This is a genomic window from Halorubrum sp. T3, assembly GCF_000296615.1.
GTDB classification, from domain to species: Archaea; Halobacteriota; Halobacteria; order Halobacteriales; family Haloferacaceae; genus Halorubrum; species Halorubrum ruber.
The window spans coordinates 422621-444169 of the sequence record NZ_JH815329.1; the positions used below are offsets into that span (position 1 = coordinate 422621).

Here is a 21549-nt window from a genome sequence, read left to right on the forward strand (position 1 = left end):
ATCGTAGCGTCACCACTCAGCGAATGAGAATCGGTATGAATGGCGGACAGGCGGGGTAGCCCGGCGTTCCGGCACGGGGTATCCCGATTGCCTCCTCCACCCCGCGACCCGACGAGCGACGGGCGTCCGGCGGTGGGCTGCTCGCTTCCGCGCCTGACCCAGTGTCGCCGACGAACCGCGACGGACCGCTCCTGCGAGCGGGCGTCACGGACCGCTGTCCCCGGCGGACGAGGCTTCCACGTTGGCTCTCGGGGCCCGCGCCGGTCTGACCGGACGTGCCCGCTGTTCGGTCCCCGCTGAAGACTGCCTCACGGGTTACGAGCGGGGCCTAACCGCCCGACCTAGTCCGTTCGACGATATTCGGGTGCGGCATAAGGGCCTTTCGTTCGGCGACCGCCGCCGCCGCGGCGCCGCTCCGTTGACCTACGACAGCAGCTCCCGAGCGTACACCGCGGCGGCGAGCGGCACGGGGACGGAGAGCGCGACAACGGCGCGCGCGTGCCACACCAGCCAGAGGTGGTCGCGGAACACCGGGCTCGGCTCAACCGCGAGCGCCCAACTGGCCGCGCTGGCGGTCGTCGCGAGCCCGAGGACGACCGCCACGCCCGCGAGCGTCCCGGGGTCGACGTTCCCCCGCTCGACGGAGGCGATGACGACCGCGGAGAGCAGTGCGAACAGCGCGATCCCGCCCCACCCGACGACGCCGGACGCGTAGTACGCCGCGAGCTGGCTCGTGTACTCCGGCCCAGTGATGACCGCGTACGGCGCGACGAGCGCGACGACGGTGACGACGGCGGCGGCGATCCCGACGCGACGCGAGACGGCGCGGAGGTCCATACCTGCTCTCGGGACGGCGGCGCGGTAAAAGGACCGGATCGGGCACGCCGAGCAAGCACGGCGCGCGCGGCCGAAGGGAGCGGCGTCGGAACGAGCCGTTCCCGTAGGGTTTTGCCCCGTCGCCGCCCATACCGTCGTATGTCACTCGACGTCGAGACGCCGGAGCCCCCCGAACTCGCCGCCGTCGACCCGAACGAGTACGAGGACGCCGAGGTGGCGGGCGGGGAGTACCGCCGCGATGACCTGGAGGCGCTCCTCCGCGAGGGCGCGTGGGAGGACGCGTTCTCCGAGTGGGTCGACACCACCGACATGGACGAGTCCGACTGGCGGATCGCGGTCGACCTCGAGCTCGTCTCCCGATTCGACTTCTTCTGGGACGACTTCGCCGACCGCGTCGGCTACCACGCGCCGGGGCTCCCCGAGGACTGGAAGGAGCGCGACCTCCACCCCGACCTCGACTCGTGGGGGACCGTCTCCGCGATCAACGCGGGACTCACGGAACTCGGACAGATCGTCTGCGAGACGCTCAAGGAGGAGTACATCGACTGGGAAGCCGACTTCGAGGCGCCGGACGACCTGCCCGACTTCGACGAGTAGCGGCCGCGCTCCGATTCGGACGCGGCCGCCCGGTGCGGGTCCGCCCGCTCAGTGCCCCCAGAGGCTCCCGTCGGGGGCGTAGCGCGCGTCCATGATCCGGTCCCACTGCTCGTCGGAGAGGTCGAGGTCGGCGGCCGCGACGTTCTCGTCGAGCTGGTCGACCGTCCGCGCGCCGACGATAGGGACGCAGGTGAACTCGTCCCACTCGGTGAGCCACGCCAGCGCGACCTGCGCGGGCGTCGCGTCGAGCTCGTCCGCCACGTCGCGGACCGCGTCGAGCACCTTCCAGCCGCGCTCGGAGAGGTAGAAGCGCTCGAACCGGTCGTCGAAGCTCGCGCGCGAGCCGTCGGGCGCGATCACCTTCTCGGGGTCGTCGGGATCGGCGCGCTCGTACTTCCCGGTGAGGAACCCGCCCGCGAGCGGGGAGTACGGGCAGACGGCCAGATCCTGATCGACACAGACGTCGAGGTACTCGCTCACGTCCTCGTAGTAGCCCGCGTGGTGGAGCGGCTGGACCACGTCGAAGCTCGCGTAGTCGTTGACGTCGGCGGTCCACTGCGCCTTCGTCAGCTGCCAGGCCGCCATCGTCGACGCGCCGAGGTGGTGCACTTTCCCCTCGGCGACCAGCTCGTCGAGCGCGCGCATCGTCTCCTCGATGGGCGTCTCCTCGTCCCAGCGGTGGATGTAGTAGACGTCGAGGTAGTCCGTGTCGAGCCGGTCGAGGGTGCCCTCGATCTGCGCGCGGATGTGCTTGCGGCCGAGCCCGGAGTCGTTGGGTCCCGGCTCGCCGCGCCCGTCGAACGGGAAGTACACCTTCGAGGCGATCACGTAGTCCTCGCGGTCGCGGTCGGCGAGCCACTCGCCGATGTACTCCTCGCTCGTCCCGTTCGGGTTGCCGTAGACGTTGGCCGTGTCGATGAAGTTGATCCCGCGGTCCGCGGCCGCGTCGAGCAGTTCGTGCGACTCCTCGCGGCCCGTCTCCACGACGCCGTTCGTCTCGCGTCCGAACCGCCACGTCCCGAAGCAGAGCTCCGAGACGCTGAGTCCCGTGTTCCCGAGTTGTCGGTAGTCCATACCCGCCCCTCTCGGGCGCTATTTATAAAGCGTGGCGGCACCGGCGGGGAGCGCGCTGGGAGGCCGCAGGGCGAAGTCGGCTATCCGGGAACCCGCTATCCGAAGTTCTCGACCTTCGCGGCGTCCGCGTCGCCCCCGGCCGCGTCGACCGCGGCCTCCGCGTCGGCGACGAGGTCCGCGAACCCGTAGACGAACACGGTCTCACCGTCCGCGCCGGTGAGGACGTCGGCGACGGCGTCGGTCAGGGGCTCGTCTGCGTCGAGGAGCCGAATATCGGCGCCGCGCTCGCGGAGGGAATCGATCCGGTCGGCGTGCGCGACGTCGTCGTCGCGGTAGACGACCGCCGCCTCGGCGCCCTCGTCGAGCGCGCGCTCCGCGATGGCGACCGCGGGGCCGATCCCGGGCCCGCCCGCGATCACGACCGCGCGGGGCTCGCCGTCGTAGTGCTGGTCGCCGAACGGGCCGGAGAGGGTCATCTCGGTGCCGGCCTCGGCGTCCGAGAGGAACGCCGAGAAGTCGCCGCCCTCCTCGGGGTCGATGCCGACCGTGACCTCGAACGTCTCGCCGACGCGGGGCGACGAGAGGGTGTAGAAGCGCGCGACCGACTCGCCGTCGATCTCGGTGCCGAGCTTCACGAACTGTCCGGGTTCGGCGGCGAACCCCTCGGGCGCGCGGAAGCGGAGGGCGTACGTGTCGGGGCCGACCGCCTCGACCGCCTCGACCGTCGCTGTCGTGTCCATACGTCGGATCGGCGGGGGAGACACAAACCCCTTCGCGTCGGCGTCGGTCCTGCCCGTGTCGAAACCGGTCCCGCGGCGCGGCCCGACTCCACAGGCACGCTCTCGGAGACGCACGCGCCCTCGTCACACGCTCGATCTCGCCGACGCGTCTGGGAGGGCCGTTCCCGGCCGAGAATATTCGATGATCGTCGAAAACGGGTCCGACGCGAGGGGTCGATCGTGATGGATTCGGTGGATGTATGTTCAATTATCTCCCGACTATATTCTTATACAGCGCCCAGTGGCGACAATATTCGCGAGAGCGAACACGTTCGTCCAGAAACACCTCGGTGGCTCCTTCCAGAAGCCTTTTGATGAGTCCGCCGGAACCTTGCCCATAGCACATGGCCGCGGATTTCAACTGGGCTGTCGGCGGAGAGGCCGGCGACGGCATCGACTCGACGGGGAAGATCTTCGCACAGGCGCTTTCCCGCGCGGGTCGGCACGTGTTCACGTCGAAGGACTTCGCATCGCGGATCCGAGGCGGGTACACCGCCTACAAGGTGCGGACCTCCGTCGACAAGGTACAGAGCGTCGTTGACCGACTCGACGTGCTCATCGCGTTGACCCCCCGGACGATCGAGGAGAACCTCGACGAGCTCCACGAGGGGTCGGTGATCATCTACGACGGCGAGCGGACCACGATGCAAGACGTCGAGATCCCCGAGGAGATGATCGGGCTCGACGTGCCGCTCAAGAGCCTGGCCGAGGAGGCCGGCGGAGCGATCATGCGGAACGTCGTCGCGCTCGGCGCCGCCTGCGAGGTGGCGGAGTTCCCCATCGAGAACCTCGACTCCGCCCTCGAAAAGCGGTTCAAGGACAAAGGGCAGAAGCTCGTCGACAACAACAAGGAGGCCGCGCGCGCCGGGCAGTCGTACGTCGCCGACGAGTACGACCACGAGTTCGACTACGACCTCGAGACCACCGACGAGGACTACGTCCTCCTCAACGGCGACGAGGCCATCGGCATGGGCGCCATCGCGGCCGGCTGCCGCTTCTACGCCGGCTACCCGATCACGCCCGCGACCGACGTGATGACGTACCTCACCGGGCGCATCGAGCGGTACGGCGGCCACGTCGTCCAGGCGGAAGACGAGCTGTCCGCGATCAACATGGCGCTGGGCGCGGCCCGCGGCGGCGCCCGCGCGATGACGGCGACCTCCGGGCCGGGGATCGACCTGATGACCGAGACGTTCGGACTCATCGCCACCTCGGAGACGCCGCTCGTCATCTGTAACGTGATGCGCTCGGGCCCCTCGACGGGGATGCCGACGAAACAGGAGCAGGGCGACTTAAACCAGATGCTGTACGGCGGCCACGGCGAGGTGCCGCGGTTCGTCCTCGCGCCGACGACGATCGACGAGTGCTTCTGGAAGACGGTCGAGGCGTTCAACCTCGCCGAGAAGTACCAGCTCCCCGTCTACCTCACCGCCGACCTCTCGATGGCGGTCACCGAGCAGACGTTCTCCCCGGAGACCTTCGACATGGACGAGGTGGAGGTCGACCGCGGCAACGTCGTCGACGAGACGACGATCGACGACCACATGAGCGAGTCGGGCGGCTTCCAGCCCCACGAGATCACCGACGACGGGATCTCGCCGCGGGCGTTCCCCGGCACCGCCGACGGCGCGCACATGTCCACCGGCCTCGAACACGACGAGCAGGGCCGCCGGACGGAGGACACCGACATGCGCGTCGCGCAGGTCGACAAGCGCAACCGGAAGGTGGAGACGGCCCGCGAGCGCGAGGACTGGAGCCCGCGCGAGTTCGGCGATGAAGACGCCGACGACCTCGTCATCACGTGGGGGTCGAACGAGGGCGCGCTCGCAGAGGCGGTCGAGATCCTCGACGAGGAGGGGCAGGACGTGCGGGTCCTCTCGGTCCCGTACATCTTCCCGCGACCGGACCTCTCGGCGGACGTCGAGGCGGCCGAGACGACGGTCGTCGTCGAGTGTAACGAGCGGGGGCAGTTCGCGGACCTCGTCGAGCACGACGTGCTCGAACGGGTCGACCGCGTGAACAAGTACAACGGCGTGCGGTTCAAGGCCGACGAACTCGCAGCGGAAATCAAGTCGACCCTCGCGGAGGGGGTGGAGGCGTAACCAATGAGCTCAGAGATTCGATTCACCGACTTCAAGTCCGACAAGCAGCCGACGTGGTGCCCGGGATGCGGCGACTTCGGGACGATGAACGGGATGATGAAGGCGCTCGCGGAGACGGGGAACGACCCCGACAACACCTTCGTCGTCGCCGGCATCGGCTGTTCCGGCAAGATCGGCACGTACATGCACAGCTACGCGCTCCACGGCGTTCACGGGCGCGCGCTCCCCGTCGGGACCGGCGTCAAGATGGCGCGGCCTGACATCGAAGTGATGGTCGCCGGCGGCGACGGCGACGGCTACTCCATCGGCGCGGGCCACTTCGTCCACGCCGTCCGGCGCAACGTCGACATGACGTACGTCGTGATGGACAACCGCATCTACGGGCTGACGAAGGGACAGGCCTCCCCGACCTCCCGCGAGGACTTCGAGACGTCGACGAGCCCCGAGGGGCCGAAGCAGCCCCCGGTGAACCCGCACGCGCTGGCGCTCGCCTCGGGCGCGACGTTCATCGCGCAGTCGTTCTCCTCGGACGCGCTCCGCCACCAGGAGATAATTCAGGAGGCGATCGAGCACGACGGGTTCGGCTTCGTCAACGTCTACTCGCCGTGCGTCACCTTCAACGACGTCGACACGTACGACTACTTCCGCGACTCGCTGGTCGACCTGAAGGAGGAAGAGCACGACCCGACCTCCCGCGAGGACGCGAAGGACGTCATCCTCGACAACGAGAAGGAACACCAGGGCGTCATCTACAAAGACGAGTCGTCGGTGCCGTACCACGAGCAGCACGGCGTCGACGAGGACATGTCGGTCATCCCGGACGGCGCTCCCGAGAGCGCGACCGACCTCGTCCGCGAGTTCTACTGAGACCGCCGGACGAAGCGGGGGCGATTCCGACCTCGCTCGACGGCCAAAACCGGCCGAACGGGCGGGTTCGCGCGGATTTTTCGGGGAGTTTCAGCAAGCCTAATTAGGTGGGTCCGTAACTTCCGTGTATGGTTGATCGCTACGACGTCGCTGTCGCCGGGGCCGGTCCGGCGGGCGCGCAGTGCGCCCGCGACCTGGCGACGCGCGACTACGACGTCGTCGTCTTGGAGACGGAGTCGGAAGACGAGTTCCCGCGACAGAGCAACAAGTCGACGGCGGGCACGTTCCCGTCGATGATGTCCTCCTTCGGGATCCCCGACGACGTCGTGATGTCGTACACCGACGACGTCGTGTTGGAGTCGCCAAACGAGTACTACGAGAGCTACCAGCCGGGAGCGGTGCTGGAGTTCGCGGAGTTCAAGCGGTTCCTCGTCGAGGACGGCCGCGACAACGGCGCGGAGTACCGCTTCGACGCGCGCGTCTCGCGACCGATCCTCGACGACGACGGGGTCATCGAAGGGGTTCGGTACAACGGCGACGAGGAGGTGTACGCCGACGTCGTGATCGACGCCACCGGGCCGGCCGCGCCGCTCGCGAGCGCGCTCGACGTCGTCGACCTTGAACGCGAAAATCAGGCAATCGGCATCGAGTACGAGATGGAGGGCGTCGAGATGAACCATCCCGAGTACGCGGACCTCCGGCGCGCGATGATGCTGCGCTTGGACCACAACATCGCGCCCGGCGGCTACTCGTGGATCTTCGCCACCGGCGAGGACACCGCGAAGGTCGGCCTCTGTTACATCCAGAACGACCGCCACCGCGAGTTCGCCGAGGCGGGCAAGACCGTCGACGGCTACCTCGACGACTGGGTGAGCCGCGACCCGCGGTTCGCCGACGCCGAACAGATCGACGAGAAGGTCCACCGCGGCTCGGCGCACATCCAGCGCCCGGGACAGATGCACACGGACCGGTTCATCGCGATCGGCGATACGGTCCCCTCGATCGACCCGCTGTGGGGCGAGGGGATCCACAAGGGGATGAAGTCCGCCCGCGCCGCCGCGGCGACCGTCGACCGCTGTCTCACCGACTCGGAGCGGCGCATCGACGCGGAGAGCCTCGCGGTGTACGAGACGCTGTGGCACCGCGACGTGGCGCCGCGCGCGGAGTCGCGGCTGGCGCTCACGGAGCTGCTGTACCTCGCGCCTAACGAGCGGTACGACCGGTTGATGCGCGACCTCCAGAAGACCGACGACGACATCTTGGCGAAGGCGAACCGCGGCGAGAAGGCGGGGATGGCCCGGCTGCTCCACCTCGACGACGTCCCGCTGCTCGCGAAGTACGCCCGCGAGCGGTTCGGGGTCTGAGGCCGCGGCTGGGGAACGACGACGACCTGGAGAGAAACGGAACGGGGAACGCGTCGCCTACCGCTCGTCGACGGGGACGAACTCGGCGTCCTCGGGACCGGTGTACCGGGCGCGCGGGCGGATGAGGCGGTTGTCCTCCTGATACTCGGCGACGTGGGCGATCCAGCCGCCGACGCGGCTCATCGCGAAGATGGGCGTGTACATGTCGACCGGGATACCGAGCGAGTCGTAGACGGAGCCGGAGTAGAAGTCGACGTTCGGCGCGATCCCCTTCTCGACGAGCCCCTGATCGGTGAGGTACTCCTCGATGGCGGTGGTGTAGTCGAGCCACTTCGTGTCACCGGACGACTCCGAGAGGTCGCGGAGCTTCTCTTCGAGGATCTTCGCGCGGGGGTCCTTCACCTTGTAGACGCGGTGGCCGAACCCGGGGATGCGCCCGCCGTCGTCCTGCCGGTGTTTCACCCACTCGACGGGGTCCTTCGAGGAGGCGTCGATCTCGTGGAGAACCTCCATCACGTCCTGGTTTGCGCCGCCGTGGAGGGGGCCGGAGAGGGCGCCGATACCCCCCGTGACGCCGGAGTAGATGTCGGCCATCGTCGAGCCGATGACCATCGCGGTGAACGTGGAGGCGTTGAGCCCATGGTCGGCGTGGAGCGTCAGCGCCATGTCGAACGTCTCCTCGCTCACGGCGTCCGGCTCGGTCCCGGTAAGCATGTAGAGGAAGTTCCCGGCGTGCGAGAGCTCCGGGTCGGGGGCGACCGGCTCCTCGCCTTGGCGGACGCGCTCGAACGCGGCGAGGACCGTCGGGATCTTCGCGGTGATCCGGCGGCCCTGTCGGAGGGCGGACCCGTCGTCGTCGCTCTCCTCGTCGTCGTACGCCGACAGCATCGACGTCGCGGTCCGGAGCGCGGCCATCGGCCGCTCGCCGGCGTCCGCGAGCGCGCGGACCGTCTCGATCACGTCGTCGTCCACCTCGCGCTCCGCCGCGAGGTCGGCGGCGAACGAGTCGAGCTCCACGGCGGTGGGTAGGGAACCGTGCCACAGCAGGTACAGCACCTCCTCGTAGCTCGCGCCGCGCGCGAGGTCCTCGATGTCGTACCCGCGATACACGAGCTTCCCGACCTCGCCGTCGACGTAGCTCAGATCCGACTCCGCGACGAGGACGCCCTCGAGCCCGCGTTTTAACTCATCTGCCATACCCCGAGTTGTCAAGGCCGTCAAAAAAGCGTTATCTTTCAGGAGGGATAGGTTACGACGATCGTGGTACCCCGCCGCGTCGTCCGACGACGTGACAGGGTTCGGAAACGTCGGTCCAGCGGAGCTGGCCGCCGCCGGCCTCGCTTACCGCGCCGGAACGACCGTCACCGTCCGGTTCCGGTCGATCGCGTCCTCTAACTCCTCGGCGATGGCGGAGCCGCGGGAGACCTGGACCTCGCCGCCGCGGCCGACGGTGGCGGTGAAGAGGTACTCGCCGTCGGCGCGCACCTCGACGGTCTCGCCGACGCCGTCGTCGACGTCGATGACGACGTGCCGCGAGGTGATCTCCGGGGCGACCACCGTGCCGCGCTCGGCGCCGACCTGTCCGTCGCCGCGGCCGTTCTCGGCGGCGCCGCCCGAGGCGGCCGACCCCGACCCACCGGGCTTCTCGTCGTGCGTGCGGACGTCGATGTCGATCCCGAGCCGGTTCTCGATGTCGGCGATGCGGCCACCGCCCTTCCCGATCACCGTGCCGATGTCGCCCTCGGTGACGTAGACGACCGCTTCGTCGTCGCCGTTGAGCGTCACGTCGACGCGCCCGTGCGCAACCGACTTGATCTCGCGCTCGATCTCCTTTTTCGCGATGCGGCCGACGCCGGACTCGCTTTCGGCCTCGCCGCCGTTCTCGTCGAGCGGGACGGTGACGACCTGGCGGTTGAACGTGTAGATCTCGTACTCCGGTCGGCCGGTCTCGAAGTTCGACACCTGGATGACCGGGCGGGCGAGGTCCTCGGCGGTGAGCCCGGCGGGCACCTTCACCTCCGTGGTCACGTCGTAGACGGTGTGGACCTCGCCGGCCTCGATGTAGACGACGGTGTCGACGATCTGGGGGATCATTCCGAGCTCGACGCGGCCGACGAGCCGCTGGAGCGCGTCGATCGCGCGGGAGGCGTGGACGACGCCGACCATCCCGACGCCGGCCATCCGCATGTCCGAGAACACCTCGAAGTCGTTCGTCTTCCGGACCTCGTCGTAGATGGTGTAGTCGGGCCGAACGAGGAGGAGGGAGTCGGCGGTGTTCTCCATCTCGCCGCCGAGCGCGCCGTACTGCGTGATCTCCGGCCCGACCTGGAGGTCACGCGGCTTCTCCATCGTCTTCACCGCGTAGTCGCTGTCGTTGAGGAACTCCGCGACCGCCTGCGCGAACGTCGACTTGCCGGCGCCGGGGGATCCGGAGATGAGCACGCCGCGCTTGCGCTCCGTGAACCGGTCGCGAAGCTCGTCGGCGAACTCGTAGTCGTCGAGAGTCGTCTTCGCGATCGGTCTGACCGCGGTGATCTCGATGCCGTCCGCGAACGGCGGCCGGGCCACCGCGATCCGGTAGTTCCGGAACTGGACGATGTCCATCCCGTCGTCGGAGAGCTCGATGAACCCCTCGTTCGACTGGCGGGCGAGGTCGACGATCGAGTTGGCCCACTCGCGCATCTGCTCCTCGTCGGTCTCCTCGTCCGCGATCTCGACGTAGCGCATCTCGCCGAGGGTCCCGCGCTTCGCCTTCGGAACGGTGCCGGTCTTGAGGTGGACCGACATCGTCTCGTCGGTGAAAAAGTCCTGAATCGGGAGCTCGTCAACGACGCCGCGGGCGACCGGCTCGACGTACTCGACGTCGAGCCCCTTCGCGCGGGCGACCTCTGCCTGAACCACGTCGCTGGAGAGGAGGGTCGCGTCGTGGTCGGCGGCCAGATCGCGGATCAGCGCGTCCACGTCGCCCTCGTGGGCGTTCGAGCGGGCGTCGCCGCTGGCGCGCTCGCCGACGTACCGCAGCTCGATTCTCCCTTCGTCGGCGAAGTCGGCGAGCCGCTTCAGCTCGCTCAGCCCGTCCCAGCCGGATTCGAGCCCGTCGTTCGCCTGCGACTCCAGCTCGCCCACGACCGCCTCGGGGACGAACACGGTGACCGACTCGTAGGTCCCGTCCGCGACGCGTTCGGACACGCGGCCGTCGACGACCGCGCTCGTGTCCGGTACTACGTTCATACCGAGGATCGGTCCGGGAACCGTATAAGGGTGTTCGACCGGGGGCGCTCGACCGCGGGGGCCGTCCGCTCGCTCTGACTCCTTGCTCAGTCGTCCGCGGCCGCCCGCTCCGACCGCTCGCCCGCCAGCCGCGCGGCGTAGGCGGTGAAGTTCTCGAACAGCGCCTTCGCCTCGCAGGCGGCGTCGTACGCCGCCGGCGTGATCGATTCGAGGACGCCGTCCACGCGGGCGTCGCCGATCTGCTCGCGCTTCCCGTCCGTCACCTCGCGGGCGGTCTCGACGTCGTACTCGGGGTGGAACTGGACGCCCCAGCAGTGGCCGTCGCGGAACGCGTGGACGCCGCGGTCGTTCTCGGCGAGCAGCGTCGCCGACGGCGGGAGCTCAACGACCGCGTCGCCGTGGGTCGTGAAGGCGGTGAACGACTCGTCGATCCCCTCGAACAGCGGGTCGTCGCGGACGCGGCGGATCTCGTTGTAGCCGATCTCGAACCCGTCCATCCCCGCGACGCGGCCGCCGAGCGCCTCTGCGAGCACCTGGTGGCCGTAACAGACGCCGAGAACGGGACAGCCGGCCTCGGCGGCCTCGGCGACGTAGTCGACGAGCGGCGGGATCCACGCCTCGTCCCAGTAGACCGACGAGCGCGATCCCGTCACGACGACGCCGTCGAACTCGGTGTGGTCGGGGAGGTCGCCGTCGACCGCGTCGAACTCGACGAGGTCGGCGTCGAGCTCCCGGCGGAAGTTCCGACGGGTGTTCGCGCCGTCGTGGGCGGCGTTCAACAGGGCGAACCGGAGACGAGTCATCGACCGAACGGAGAGCCGAGAGTCACAAAACGGTTGCGGCGCCGGAGGCGTCGGCCGACGACGCGGGGGCGCCGCTCGAACCGCGTCGTTCTGACCGCGGCGTTCGCGCGTCAGAGCCACGCCGGGCCTACTCGAACCGGTCGGTCGCGTGTTCGGCGAGCCAGCCCGTGAGCAGGTCGTTGACCGCCGCCGACGCCTCGACCCCGACGAGGTGCCGGGCGCCCTCGACCGCGTGGAACTCGCCGCGCGGGAGCCCCTCCGCGAGCGTCTCGCCGGCCGTGACCGGACAGACCGTGTCGTCGCTCCCGTGGACGACGAGGGCCGGCGTCGTCACCTCGAACAGTCCGTCGGTCAGGTCGAACCCCTCGACCGCGGCGCGGTGCGCCTCGTACGCCTCGCGGCCGGCGTCCTCCGCGAGGCGCCACTCCGCGATCCGCGAGAGCGCGTCCGGGTGCGCCTCGCGGAAGTCGGGCGAGAGCAGCCCGTTCAGCGACCCCTCGACCGCGGCCGGGTCGCTCGGATCGGCCCAGACGCCGTCGGGGTTGTACGCGTCGCCTGCGGGGGGCGTTCCCACCACGGCGACGCTCGCCGGCCGCGAAGAAGTCAGCGCGGCGGTGAGGGCGACCATCCCGCCGAGGCCGTACCCGACGAAATGAGCGTTTCGGATCCCTTCGGCCGCGCAGACCGCGTCGAGATCGGCCGCGAGCGCCTCGATCCCGTAGGGGTCCGGCGGCGCGTCTGACCGACCGACACCGCGCGTCTCCGGCGTGATAACCGTGTGCGGCCCGGCCAGCGCGGCGTGCTGCCAGCCGAACTGCCAGGCGCCGAGCCCGACGTCGCCGCAGAAGATGACCGCCTCGTTTGGGTCGCCGGCGTCGGGGGCGTCTACCTCGTACCGGATCTCGGTGCCGGCGTTGGTCGCGTAGGGCATATGGAACTTGAGGGGGAGGACTAGGCCTCCTGAAGGCTGCGAAGGACGTCCGGCGCCGCGTCGAGCGCGTCGTCGAGCGCGTCGACGTCCGGGCCGCCGCCCTGGGCGAAGTCCGGCGGACCGCCGCCGCCGCCGCCCACGCGCCCGGCGAGCTCGGAGACGACCTGCCCGGCGTTCACGTCGACCCCGTCGGGGACGCCGACGACGAAGCTCGCGGAGCCGTCGGCGCCGCTGCCGATCACCGCCACCTTCCCGTCGTCGACGTGGGCGTTCGCGGTCGCGCGCAGCTCGTCGGCGTCGCCGTCGAGCCGCTGGATCACCGCGGTCGTCCCGGCGACCTCGACCTCCTCGGCGTCGGCGCCGCCGGAGGCGCGCGCGGCCGCCAGCTCCTCCTTGAGCGACTCGATCTCCTTGCCCCGCGCCTTCCACTCCTCGAAGAAGCGCTCGGCCGTCTCGGGCACGTCGAGCGGGTCGACGTCTAACACGTCGGCCGCGTCGTACAGCGCGTCCTCGGTGCGCTGGGTCGCCTCGACGGCCGCGGCACCCGCGGCGAAGGCGATGCGCTCGACGCCGTCCTGAACCGGCTCCGTCTTCAGCACCTTCACGGCGCCGATCTCGCCGGTCCGGTCGACGTGGGTGCCCGCGCAGGCCTGGACGTCGGCGTCGCCGACGTGGATCAGCCGGACGTTCGTTCCCGGCGGGACGCCGCCCTGATACAGGTCGAAGCCGTGTTCCGCCTCCGCCTCGTTGCGGTCGGGCCACTCCTGACGGACGGGCACGTCGTCGCGAACGAGCTCGTTGGCGACGCGCTCGATGGCCTTCACGTCTTCGCGGGTGATGCGCTCGAAGTGGCGCACGTCGAGCCGCGCGGAGTCGGTCCCCTTCTGGGCGCCCGCCTGCCGGACGTGGTCGCCGAGCACCTCGCGGGCGGCGTGGCCGATCAGGTGGGTCGCGGTGTGGTGCGCGCGGAGCCGCTCGCGGCGGTCGCCGTCGACCTGCCCCTTGACGAACTCGCCTTTCCCGGGGTCGGCGTCCGTGCGGTGGAGGACGACGCCGTCGGCCTCCTGAACGTCGGTGACGTCGACGGTCGTCTCGCCGACCGTGAGCTGGCCCCTGTCGGCCGGCTGCCCGCCGCCCTCGGGGTAGAACATCGTCTGGTCCAACACGACGTCGTACCCCTCCTCGGCGTCGATCACGTCGAGGACGACCGCCTCGAACTCCGTGCGCCCCTGGTCGTCGTAGAACAGCTTCTCCGTTTCGGGGAGGTCGGCCAGCCGCTCGTCGCGCTCGTCGGCCGCCGCCGCGGCGTCGCCCTCCTCGTGCCGGTCGGCGACGAGCGCGTAGAAGTCGTCGGGCACGTCGACGGCCGCGCCGCGCTCGTCGGCGATGTCGGCGACCATGTCGGGCTGGATCCCGTGGGAGTCGTACAGCTCTAAGAGCTCCTCGGTCGGGATCGGCTCGCCGGTGCCGGCGTACTCGTCGGCGAGCTGCTCGACCTTGCGGGCGCCGCGCTCTAAGGTCCGCTCGTACTTCCGCTCCTCGCTGCGGACGATTTCGCGGATCGTGTCGCGGTTCTCGTAGCCGAGCCGATCGGCCTGCATGTCGACCAGTTCGTCGAGCGGGGCGTCGACGCCCACCTCGTCGACGAGCCGCTTCATCCGCCGTAACACCATCCGGGCGAGGTAGCCCGTGCCGACGTTCGACGGGACGATCTCGTCGCCGAACATGTACGCGAGCGTCCGCGAGTGGTCGGCGATCGCGTAGATCGATTCGAGCGGCTCCACTAGCTCGCGCAGGCGGTCCACGTCCACGTCGAGCCGGTCGGCGATGTCGCCGCGGGCGGCCTCCACGTCGTCGACGTCGTCGATGTCGAGCCGGCCGGAGAGCTTCGCGGCGCGGTGGACGATCTCGCGTTCCGCCTCGGTGTGTTCGATCCCGGCGTTCTCCTTGAGGAACTCGATGGCGTCGGGGTAGATCGCCTCGTACACCGTCGCGGTCCCTTGGCTCATCCAGGTCCACCGTTCGAGCCCGTACCCGGTGTCGACGATGTACGTGTCCATGAACGAGTACGTGTTCCCGTCCTTCATCTCGTAGTCGCCGTCGGGGTCCTGCTCCATACACATGAAGACGAGCGTCGCCAGCTCGGCGCCCTTGTAGATGACCTCGATGGCGGGGCCGGCGTTGCCGCCGCCGACCCACGGGTCCTCGATGTAGGTGATCTCCTCAAGGTCCGCGCCGAGCGACTCGAACAGCTCGTCGCAGTACTGTACCGTCTCGTCTTTCCAGTACACTTCGCCGTGGTAGGCGTACTCGTCCTCGTCGACCTCCTCGCGTGTGTTGAACGCGTGGTGGGCCATCATCTCGAACGCCATCGTGTGGCGGCCCGTCTTGCCGACGTTGTCGATGTCCTGCATCCGGATACAGGGCTGTGAGATGGTCAGCGGGTTCGCCGGCGGCGGCGTCCGTCCCGAGGTGACGAGCGGCTGGAAGTCGTAGATCGACGCCTGCGTCAGGAGGACGTCGTCGCGCCAGCGGTTCGCGGCGACCGGGTACGGATCGATCCGCTCGTGGCCGTGGTCTTCGAAGAAGGAGAGGAACGCCTCGCGCATCTCCGACAGCGAGTGGGCCTCCGGGAAGCCCGGGTCGTCGATGAAGCTGTAGTCCTCGCAGGGCGGCTCGCCGCACAGTTCTCGCTCCGCGTCGCGGGTCCAGAAGTGCGCGCCGCAGGAGGTGCATTCCTTGCGCTCGAACCCCTCCTCCTCGAAGTAGTCGAGACGGTACTCCGCTTCGAGATCGCTCATTACACGAACGTGGCCCGTGTTGCTCCAAAAGGGTTCCGGGGTCGCTCGTCGGCCGCGACGGCGCCGCTCGCCGCCGCGAGACGGGCTCGGCAGGGGATCCTCGGTCGGAGCGATAGCGCCCGGTCGCGCAGGCGGCCGGGAGGGACGCGATCGACCAGAAACGGACGACGGCACCGGGATTCGCCGACCGGTACGAAGATTTATACGCTCCGCGGGACCTATCACGTACAATTGTGACTTCCGTGTTGGGCGAGCACGCCTCGGTCCTCGTGCTCGACGACGACCCCGAGTTCGCCGGCGAGCTCGGGTCCCACCTCGGCGCCGAGCGCCGCGACTCCGACGACGGCGATGCGGTCGAGACGCACGCCGCCGCCCCGGACGGCGTCGACGACTCCCGCCTCGCCGGGGCCGACGTGACGGTCGTCGGCGGCGAGGCGGGACTCGAACGGGTCCGGCCGGTCGACCGCGTCGGCGCCGTGGTCGCGTACGTCGACGACCCGACGGGCCGCGTCGCGACCGACCCGCTCGTGGACGCGGTCGCGGGCACGCCCGAGGCGCTCTCGGAGACGGTGTCGTGGCTGCTCGCCCGCGACCGCCGGTCGGTCGTCCGGTCGAAACCGGCCCGGACCCCCTCGCGGATCGAACAGCTCAACGCCGGGATGGCGGAGCTCGCCGCCGTCAGGTCGGTCGACGAGGCGTACCGGGCGACCATCGCGGTCGCCGAGCAGGTGTTTCCCGGATATCAGGGCGTGGTCGCGGTCCGCGACGGGGAGTGGGTCGAACCTGTGGTCGCCTCCAGCGGGACGCCCGTCGAGGACTGTAACCGCGTCCGCGTCGGGAGCGGCGTGGCCGGCAGGGCCGTCCAGACCGGCGACGCCTCCATCGCGCCGAACCCGAACCCGGAGAGCCGGTTCGACACGGTGCTCACCGTCCCCGTGGGCGACGACGTCGTCTTCCAGCTCGCGGCGGACGCGACCGGCAGCGGCGCCGAGTTCGACGACGCCGACCGCCGGCTCGCGGAGCTGCTCGCCTCCCACCTCGAGGAGACCCTCGATCGGATCGACGTCACCGAGACGCTCAGGGCCGAGCGGGACCGGCTGCTCGCGCTGTTCACGAACGTTCCCGACCCCGCCATCGCCTACGACTACGTCGACGGCGAGCCGATCGTCCGCCAGGTGAACGAGGCGTTCGAGGCGACGTTCGGCTACGACGCCGAGACCGTGCTCGGCGAGTCCATCGACGACTACATCGTTCCCCCCGACGCTGAATCGGAGGCTAACGACCTCAACGAGCAGCTCCAGCGCGGCGAGAACGTCCGTCGGGAGGTGACGCGGACCACTACTGACGGGCCGCGCCACTTCATTCTCCACGTCATTCCGATCCACCTCGACGCCGCGAACGCGGCGGGCTACGCCATCTACACCGACGTCACCGACCGACGCGAGCGCGAGGAGACGCTCCGGCGGCAGAACGAGCGGCTCGACGAGTTCGCCTCCATCGTCTCGCACGACCTCCGGAACCCGCTGTCGGTCGCGGAGGGGTACGTCGAACTCGCGCGGGAGACGGGCGACGTCGACCACCTCGAAAGGGCCGCCGCCGCGATCGACCGGATGGACGAGCTCGTCGAGGACCTCCTGTCGCTGGCCAGGGAAGGGCGGTCGGTGGGCGAGACGGAACCCGTCTCGCTGGCGGCGGTCGCGCGCGAGGCGTGGAGCAGCGTCGAAACCGACGGTGCGACGCTGACCGTTGAGGCCGACGGGACTCTGGAGGCGAACCGGACGCGGCTGCGCGAGCTGTTGGAAAACGTCTTCCGGAACAGCGTGGAACACGGTTCCACGAGCGGCCGGACGGAACCCGACGAGCCGCTCTCGGTCCGCGTCGGAGGGGGGACGCTCCGCGACGACGACGGAGAGGAAGTCCCGGGGTTCTACGTCGAAGACGACGGGATCGGGCTCCCGGAGGACGCCGATCGGGTGTTCGACAGCGGGTTCACGACCGAGGAGTCGGGCACGGGGCTCGGGCTCGCCATCAGCGAGCGCATCGCCGAGGCGCACGGGTGGACCGCCCACGCGCTCGCCGGCGCGGACGGCGGGGCCCGCTTCGAGTTCCGGACCGGCTGAGCGGCCATCGGACCCGCGCCGGTCCGAAACGACCTTACGCCGCGCGCGAGGGTATCCGGTATGGTCGAGAACGTCGTCTACCCCGCCTACTTCGACGCCGAGCTGTCCCGCTCGGAGGGCCGCCGCGTCCCGACGGACCTGGCGGTCGAAGCGCCGACCGTCGACGAGATCGCGAAGGCCGTCCAGCAGGTCGGCTACGACGCCGTCGTCGAGCGCGACGCGACGTACTCCCGAGAGTTCGAACCCCGCGGCTACGTGGCCGTCAAGGGCACCGAGGACACCGCGAAGAACGACCTCGTCCAGGCGATCGCCGCGTACCTCGGCGTGCTCCGGGAGTAACCGTGCGGCGCGTCGGCACCGTCGTCCGGACCGCCGGGGGGCTCGCGATCGCCCGCGGCGACGCCGGAGAGGATCCCCCGCGGATCGGCGCGAGCGTCGTCGACGAGTCGCTCTCGACGGTCGGGCGCGTCGTCGACGTGTTCGGGCCCGCCGGTCACCCCTACGTGGCCGTCACGCCAAGTGACGGCGTCGGACTCGCCGACCTCGTCGGCGGGAAGCTGTACGCGCGGTAGCGTCGCCCGCCGTCACTCCGCCGCGACCGCGTCGGTGGCCTCAGTCACGTCGAAGTCGGCAAGCGTCTTCTCCGTGCGCGCGAGCCGCTCGGCGACGACCAGCTTCTCCCGTCGCTCCAGCCGCCCCCAGTCGAGCTCGGCCGGCGGCGACGCCTCCAACGCCTCGAACTGATCGATCACCGTCTGGTTGGCGAACCGCTCGAACGAGCCGCAGTTCGGGCAGGTCCGCGAGAGGTGCGACGTGTCGAACGACCGCGTGACGGTCGCATCGAGGCAGTTCAGACATCGATAGGTGCGAGTCCGAGACACGCGATCACTGAGGGGCCGGACGAAGGAGTATCTGTGGGCGGCGGCGCGCGGCTCGGGGATCGGAACCCGGCGAGCGCGGAGCGGTCGCTGCGGGCGTCGAGTACGTCGAAAGGAAGGAAACCGAAATCCCGCGACCGATCAGAACAGCGCGGACGCCGCCGCCTCGGCCGTCTCGATGACGGGGCCGAAACCGGGTAAGAGCAGCACCGTCGCGACCGCCGCGAAGATAACCGCGGCGTACAGCGCCGTCGGCCGCACGTCGATCGCGTCGAGCGCGCTCGACGACTCGGGGTCGTCGAGCCACAGCGCCTTCACGACCCGGCTGTAGTAGTACAGCGAGACGACGCTGTTTATGGCGCCGAGCCCCGCGAGCCACAGGAAGCCGTTGTCGATGGCCGCTTGGAAGAGGAAGTACTTCGAGAAGAACCCGGCGAACGGCGGGAGCCCGGCGAGCGAGAACATGAACACGGCCATCGCCGTCGAGGCGACGGGCGCGCGGCGCGCGAGCCCGGCGTAGTCCTCGAAGGTGCGACCGACCCCCCACCGCTCCGCCATCGCGACGAAGAGGAAGGCGCCGGTGTTCATGAACCCGTAGACGAGCAGGTGGGCCATCGCGGCGCCCATGACGGTGCCGTTGGCGGGCCCGTCGACCGTGAGCGCGGCGACGCCGATGAGCGCGTACCCGGCGTGCCCGATGGAGGAGTACGCGAGCATGCGCTTGACCTCCTCCTGGACCGCGGCCGCGAAGTTACCGAGCGTCATCGTGACGGCCGCGAGGACGGCGAACGCGAGCATCCAGTCGACGTTCGCGGACACCGCCATCTCCAGCGGGAACGCCTCGGTGAACACGCGGAACGCGACGACGAACCCGGCGGCCTTGGAGGCCGACGAGAGGAACGCGCTCACCGGCGCGGGCGCGCCCTCGTACGCCTCCGGCGCCCAGAAGTGGAACGGGACGGAGGCCGTCTTGAACGCGACGCCGCCGATCATCATCACGACGCCGACGCCGAGGACGCCGGCGAGCCCCTCGATCGAGGCCGACGCGATGTCGGCGAGGATGAGCGACCCCGTCGCGGCGTACACGAGCGAGATGCCGAACAGGAAGATCGCCGACGAGAGCGCGCCGACGAGGAAGTACTTCATCCCCGCCTCGACGCTCCCGCGGTCCTGCTTGAGGTACGCGACGAGCACGTACGACGGCAGCGACACCATCTCGAGGGCGACGAACACGACCGCGAGCGAGTTCGCGACCGCGAGCAGCGCCATCCCGGTCGCGGCGAACGTCACGAGCGAGTAGAACGCCGCCGGGTTGGCGTGGTCGTGGAAGTAGTCGTGCGCGGCGACGAGGACCAGCGCGGTCACCGACGCGAAGATGGCGGTGAAGAATAACGCCAATGTGTCCACCTTGATCGCGTCGGCGAACAGCAGCACCGCGCCGCCGTCCGGGCTCACGCCGCCGCTCGCGGTGAGCCAGACGGTGGCCGCCAGCGCGGCGAGCGAGCCGAACGCCCCGACGACCGCCATCGACGTGTTCGACCGCGCGTCCGGACGGACCGTGTCGACCAACAGTAGCGCGAGGCCGGTGAACGCCAGGATCAGCGCCGGCAGCAGCGCCGTCACGGCGGGCAGTCCGTTAACCATCGATCGTCACCCCCTCGACCACGGGAACGGCAGCGTCACGGATCATCTCGAAGAAGATGTCGGGCGCGACGCCCAGCACGATGATCGCCACCAGCAGCACCGCGAGCGGGGCGACGTCGTGGAACGCCGCGGGGCCGACCTCGTAATCGGTCTCGAGTTCGAACGGGCCGAACAGCGTGCTCTGCATCGCCGACAGCAGGTAGCCGGCGACGATGACGATACCGAACATCGCCAGCGCCGTGAACACCGGCGCGTACGGGAGCGCCGGCGCGGACAGCGAGCCGACGAAGATGAAGAACTCGCCCGCGAAGCCGGCCATCAGCGGCAGCCCCATGTAGCCGAAGGCACCAGCAACGAGGATGCCGACGGTGACCGGCATCCGGTCGGCCATCCCGGCCATGTCGCCGACCATCCGAGTGTGGGTGGCGTTGTAGATGACGCCGACCGCCATGAACATCAGCCCCGAGATGAGGCCGTGCGCGACCATCTGGAACGTCGCGCCGCCGACCCCGTACTCGGTGAAGACGACCAGCCCGAGGATGACGTACCCCATCGAGGAGACGGAGGAGTAGGCGACGATCCGCTTGAGGTCCTTCTGCGCGAGCGCTAACATTGCGCCGTAGATGACGCTAACCACGGCGATGGCCGCGATCGGGATCGCGAGCATCGACGCCTGCTCCGGGAGCATCGTGAAGTTGAACCGGAGCAGCGCGTACGTCCCCATCTTCAGGAGGACGCCGGCCAGGAGCACCGACGCGGGCGTCGGCGCCTGAACGTGGGCGTCCGGGAGCCACGTGTGGAACGGCACGATCGGGACCTTCACCGCGAACCCGAGGAACATCGCGAGGAACGCGACCATCGCGATCCGGTCCGGCGGGATGCCGAACCACGTGCCGAGGTCGCCCGCGGCGATCGCCTGTGCGATTTCCGGTAAGGCGAACGAGGACACCGAGTCGCCGAGCGCGAACACGAGGCTCATGAAGCCGATGAACATCAGCAGCGACGCCGCGTTCGTGTAGACGAAGAACTTGATCGCGGCGTACTTGCGGCGCGGACCGCCCCAGATCCCGATGAGGAAGTACATCGGGACCAGCACGGCCTCCCAGAAGACGAACCAGAGGAAGAAGTCGAGCGCGGCGAACACGCCGAGCAGGTTCGCCTCCATGAACAGCATCAGGCCGTAGAACTGGCTCTGTCGCGTGTCGACGGGCGTCCACGCGCTGAGGATCGCCAGCGGCACGAGGAACGTCGTGAGCACGAACAGCGGGAGGCTGATCCCGTCGAGCCCGACGAACCACGAGACGCTGCGACCGCCGACTTCGAGCCACTCGATCTGCGTCGCGTACGCGATCTCGCCGCCGAGCAGCGCGTTGCCGCCGGCCTCGAAGCCGGACCACAGGTAGAGGCTGCCGACGAACGGGACCAGGCTGATCGCGAACGCCAGCCGGCCGGCCCACTCGTCGGGCGCGAGGAACACCGTCAAGGCGCCGACGAACGCGGCCGCCATGAGCGCTTCGAGTA

18 protein-coding genes and 1 other RNA gene are annotated in these 21549 nt (G+C 69.6%); 7 read left to right on the plus strand and 12 right to left on the minus strand.

What is annotated here, in order from left to right; translation table 11 throughout:
- Positions 1–40: 40 nt before the first annotated feature.
- Together ffs and B378_RS0104275 are read right to left on the minus strand one after the other, a co-directional pair.
- An RNA gene (gene ffs / locus B378_RS16315) (signal recognition particle sRNA) lies at positions 41–352 on the minus strand.
- 71 nt (positions 353–423) lie between these two features.
- A complete protein-coding gene (locus B378_RS0104275; RefSeq protein WP_017342584.1) occupies positions 424–837 on the minus strand; it encodes a hypothetical protein in 414 nt (137 codons plus the stop codon).
- A gap of 138 nt (positions 838–975) precedes the next feature.
- Here B378_RS0104275 and B378_RS0104280 point away from each other — a divergent pair, with 138 nt between their 5' ends.
- Positions 976–1434: a hypothetical protein gene (locus B378_RS0104280; protein ID WP_017342585.1), complete on the plus strand. Its 459-nt coding sequence runs from the start codon at positions 976–978 to the stop codon at positions 1432–1434.
- Positions 1435–1482: 48 nt separating this feature from the next.
- Here the strand turns inward: B378_RS0104280 and B378_RS0104285 are convergent, their stop codons facing one another.
- Complete coding sequence (locus tag B378_RS0104285; protein ID WP_017342586.1) at positions 1483–2508, minus strand: aldo/keto reductase; 1026 nt, start codon at positions 2506–2508, stop codon at positions 1483–1485.
- Between the two features lie 95 nt (positions 2509–2603).
- Positions 2604–3248 carry an FAD-dependent oxidoreductase gene (locus B378_RS0104290; RefSeq protein WP_017342587.1) on the minus strand — a complete coding sequence of 215 codons (645 nt, stop codon included), beginning with the start codon at positions 3246–3248 and terminating at the stop codon, positions 2604–2606.
- A 383-nt stretch (positions 3249–3631) separates the two neighbouring features.
- Here B378_RS0104290 and B378_RS0104295 point away from each other — a divergent pair, with 383 nt between their 5' ends.
- From B378_RS0104295 to B378_RS0104305, 3 genes are all read left to right on the plus strand, one after another.
- Positions 3632–5389: a 2-oxoacid:acceptor oxidoreductase subunit alpha gene (locus B378_RS0104295; protein ID WP_017342588.1), complete on the plus strand. Its 1758-nt coding sequence runs from the start codon at positions 3632–3634 to the stop codon at positions 5387–5389.
- A 3-nt stretch (positions 5390–5392) separates the two neighbouring features.
- Positions 5393–6256 (plus strand): 2-oxoacid:ferredoxin oxidoreductase subunit beta, encoded by an 864-nt coding sequence (locus B378_RS0104300; RefSeq protein ID WP_017342589.1) that lies wholly within the window; start codon positions 5393–5395, stop codon positions 6254–6256.
- Positions 6257–6384: 128 nt separating this feature from the next.
- Positions 6385–7620 carry a digeranylgeranylglycerophospholipid reductase gene (locus B378_RS0104305; protein WP_017342590.1) on the plus strand — a complete coding sequence of 412 codons (1236 nt, stop codon included), beginning with the start codon at positions 6385–6387 and terminating at the stop codon, positions 7618–7620.
- Positions 7621–7677: 57 nt separating this feature from the next.
- Here B378_RS0104305 and citZ read toward each other — a convergent pair whose 3' ends face one another.
- The 5 genes from citZ to alaS all read right to left on the minus strand — a co-directional run bounded on the left by citZ (position 7678) and on the right by alaS (position 15386).
- Positions 7678–8817, minus strand: coding sequence for a citrate synthase (gene citZ, locus B378_RS0104310; protein WP_017342591.1), 1140 nt, complete (start codon positions 8815–8817; stop codon positions 7678–7680).
- A gap of 144 nt (positions 8818–8961) precedes the next feature.
- Complete coding sequence (locus tag B378_RS0104315; RefSeq protein WP_017342592.1) at positions 8962–10851, minus strand: PINc/VapC family ATPase; 1890 nt, start codon at positions 10849–10851, stop codon at positions 8962–8964.
- Between the two features lie 86 nt (positions 10852–10937).
- Complete coding sequence (locus B378_RS0104320; RefSeq protein ID WP_017342593.1) at positions 10938–11654, minus strand: type 1 glutamine amidotransferase; 717 nt, start codon at positions 11652–11654, stop codon at positions 10938–10940.
- Between the two features lie 127 nt (positions 11655–11781).
- A complete protein-coding gene (locus B378_RS0104325) occupies positions 11782–12585 on the minus strand; it encodes an alpha/beta fold hydrolase (RefSeq protein WP_017342594.1) in 804 nt (267 codons plus the stop codon).
- A 20-nt stretch (positions 12586–12605) separates the two neighbouring features.
- On the minus strand, positions 12606–15386 hold the full coding sequence (alaS, locus tag B378_RS0104330) for an alanine--tRNA ligase (protein ID WP_017342595.1): 2781 nt from the start codon (positions 15384–15386) through the stop codon (positions 12606–12608).
- Positions 15387–15619: 233 nt separating this feature from the next.
- Between alaS and B378_RS0104335 the strand changes: the two genes are divergently transcribed.
- The 3 genes from B378_RS0104335 to B378_RS0104345 are packed head-to-tail and all read left to right on the plus strand — an operon-like array spanning position 15620 to position 18078.
- The gene (locus tag B378_RS0104335) at positions 15620–17506 is read left to right on the plus strand and encodes an ATP-binding protein (RefSeq protein WP_017342596.1); all 1887 of its coding nucleotides are present in this window, start codon (positions 15620–15622) and stop codon (positions 17504–17506) included.
- Between the two features lie 60 nt (positions 17507–17566).
- Positions 17567–17845, plus strand: a complete 279-nt coding sequence (srp19, locus tag B378_RS0104340) for a signal recognition particle subunit SRP19 (RefSeq protein WP_017342597.1) — start codon at positions 17567–17569, stop codon at positions 17843–17845.
- A gap of 2 nt (positions 17846–17847) precedes the next feature.
- Positions 17848–18078, plus strand: coding sequence for an H/ACA ribonucleoprotein complex subunit GAR1 (locus B378_RS0104345; protein ID WP_017342598.1), 231 nt, complete (start codon positions 17848–17850; stop codon positions 18076–18078).
- A 12-nt stretch (positions 18079–18090) separates the two neighbouring features.
- Here B378_RS0104345 and B378_RS0104350 read toward each other — a convergent pair whose 3' ends face one another.
- The 3 genes from B378_RS0104350 to B378_RS0104360 all read right to left on the minus strand — a co-directional run bounded on the left by B378_RS0104350 (position 18091) and on the right by B378_RS0104360 (position 21535).
- Complete coding sequence (locus B378_RS0104350; protein ID WP_017342599.1) at positions 18091–18387, minus strand: hypothetical protein; 297 nt, start codon at positions 18385–18387, stop codon at positions 18091–18093.
- Between the two features lie 138 nt (positions 18388–18525).
- A complete protein-coding gene (locus B378_RS0104355) occupies positions 18526–20028 on the minus strand; it encodes an NADH-quinone oxidoreductase subunit N (protein ID WP_044965474.1) in 1503 nt (500 codons plus the stop codon).
- The gene (locus B378_RS0104360) at positions 20021–21535 is read right to left on the minus strand and encodes a NuoM family protein (RefSeq protein WP_026046176.1); all 1515 of its coding nucleotides are present in this window, start codon (positions 21533–21535) and stop codon (positions 20021–20023) included. The genes B378_RS0104355 and B378_RS0104360 overlap by 8 nt, the downstream gene beginning before the upstream one ends.
- Between the last annotated feature and the right edge of the window lie 14 nt (positions 21536–21549).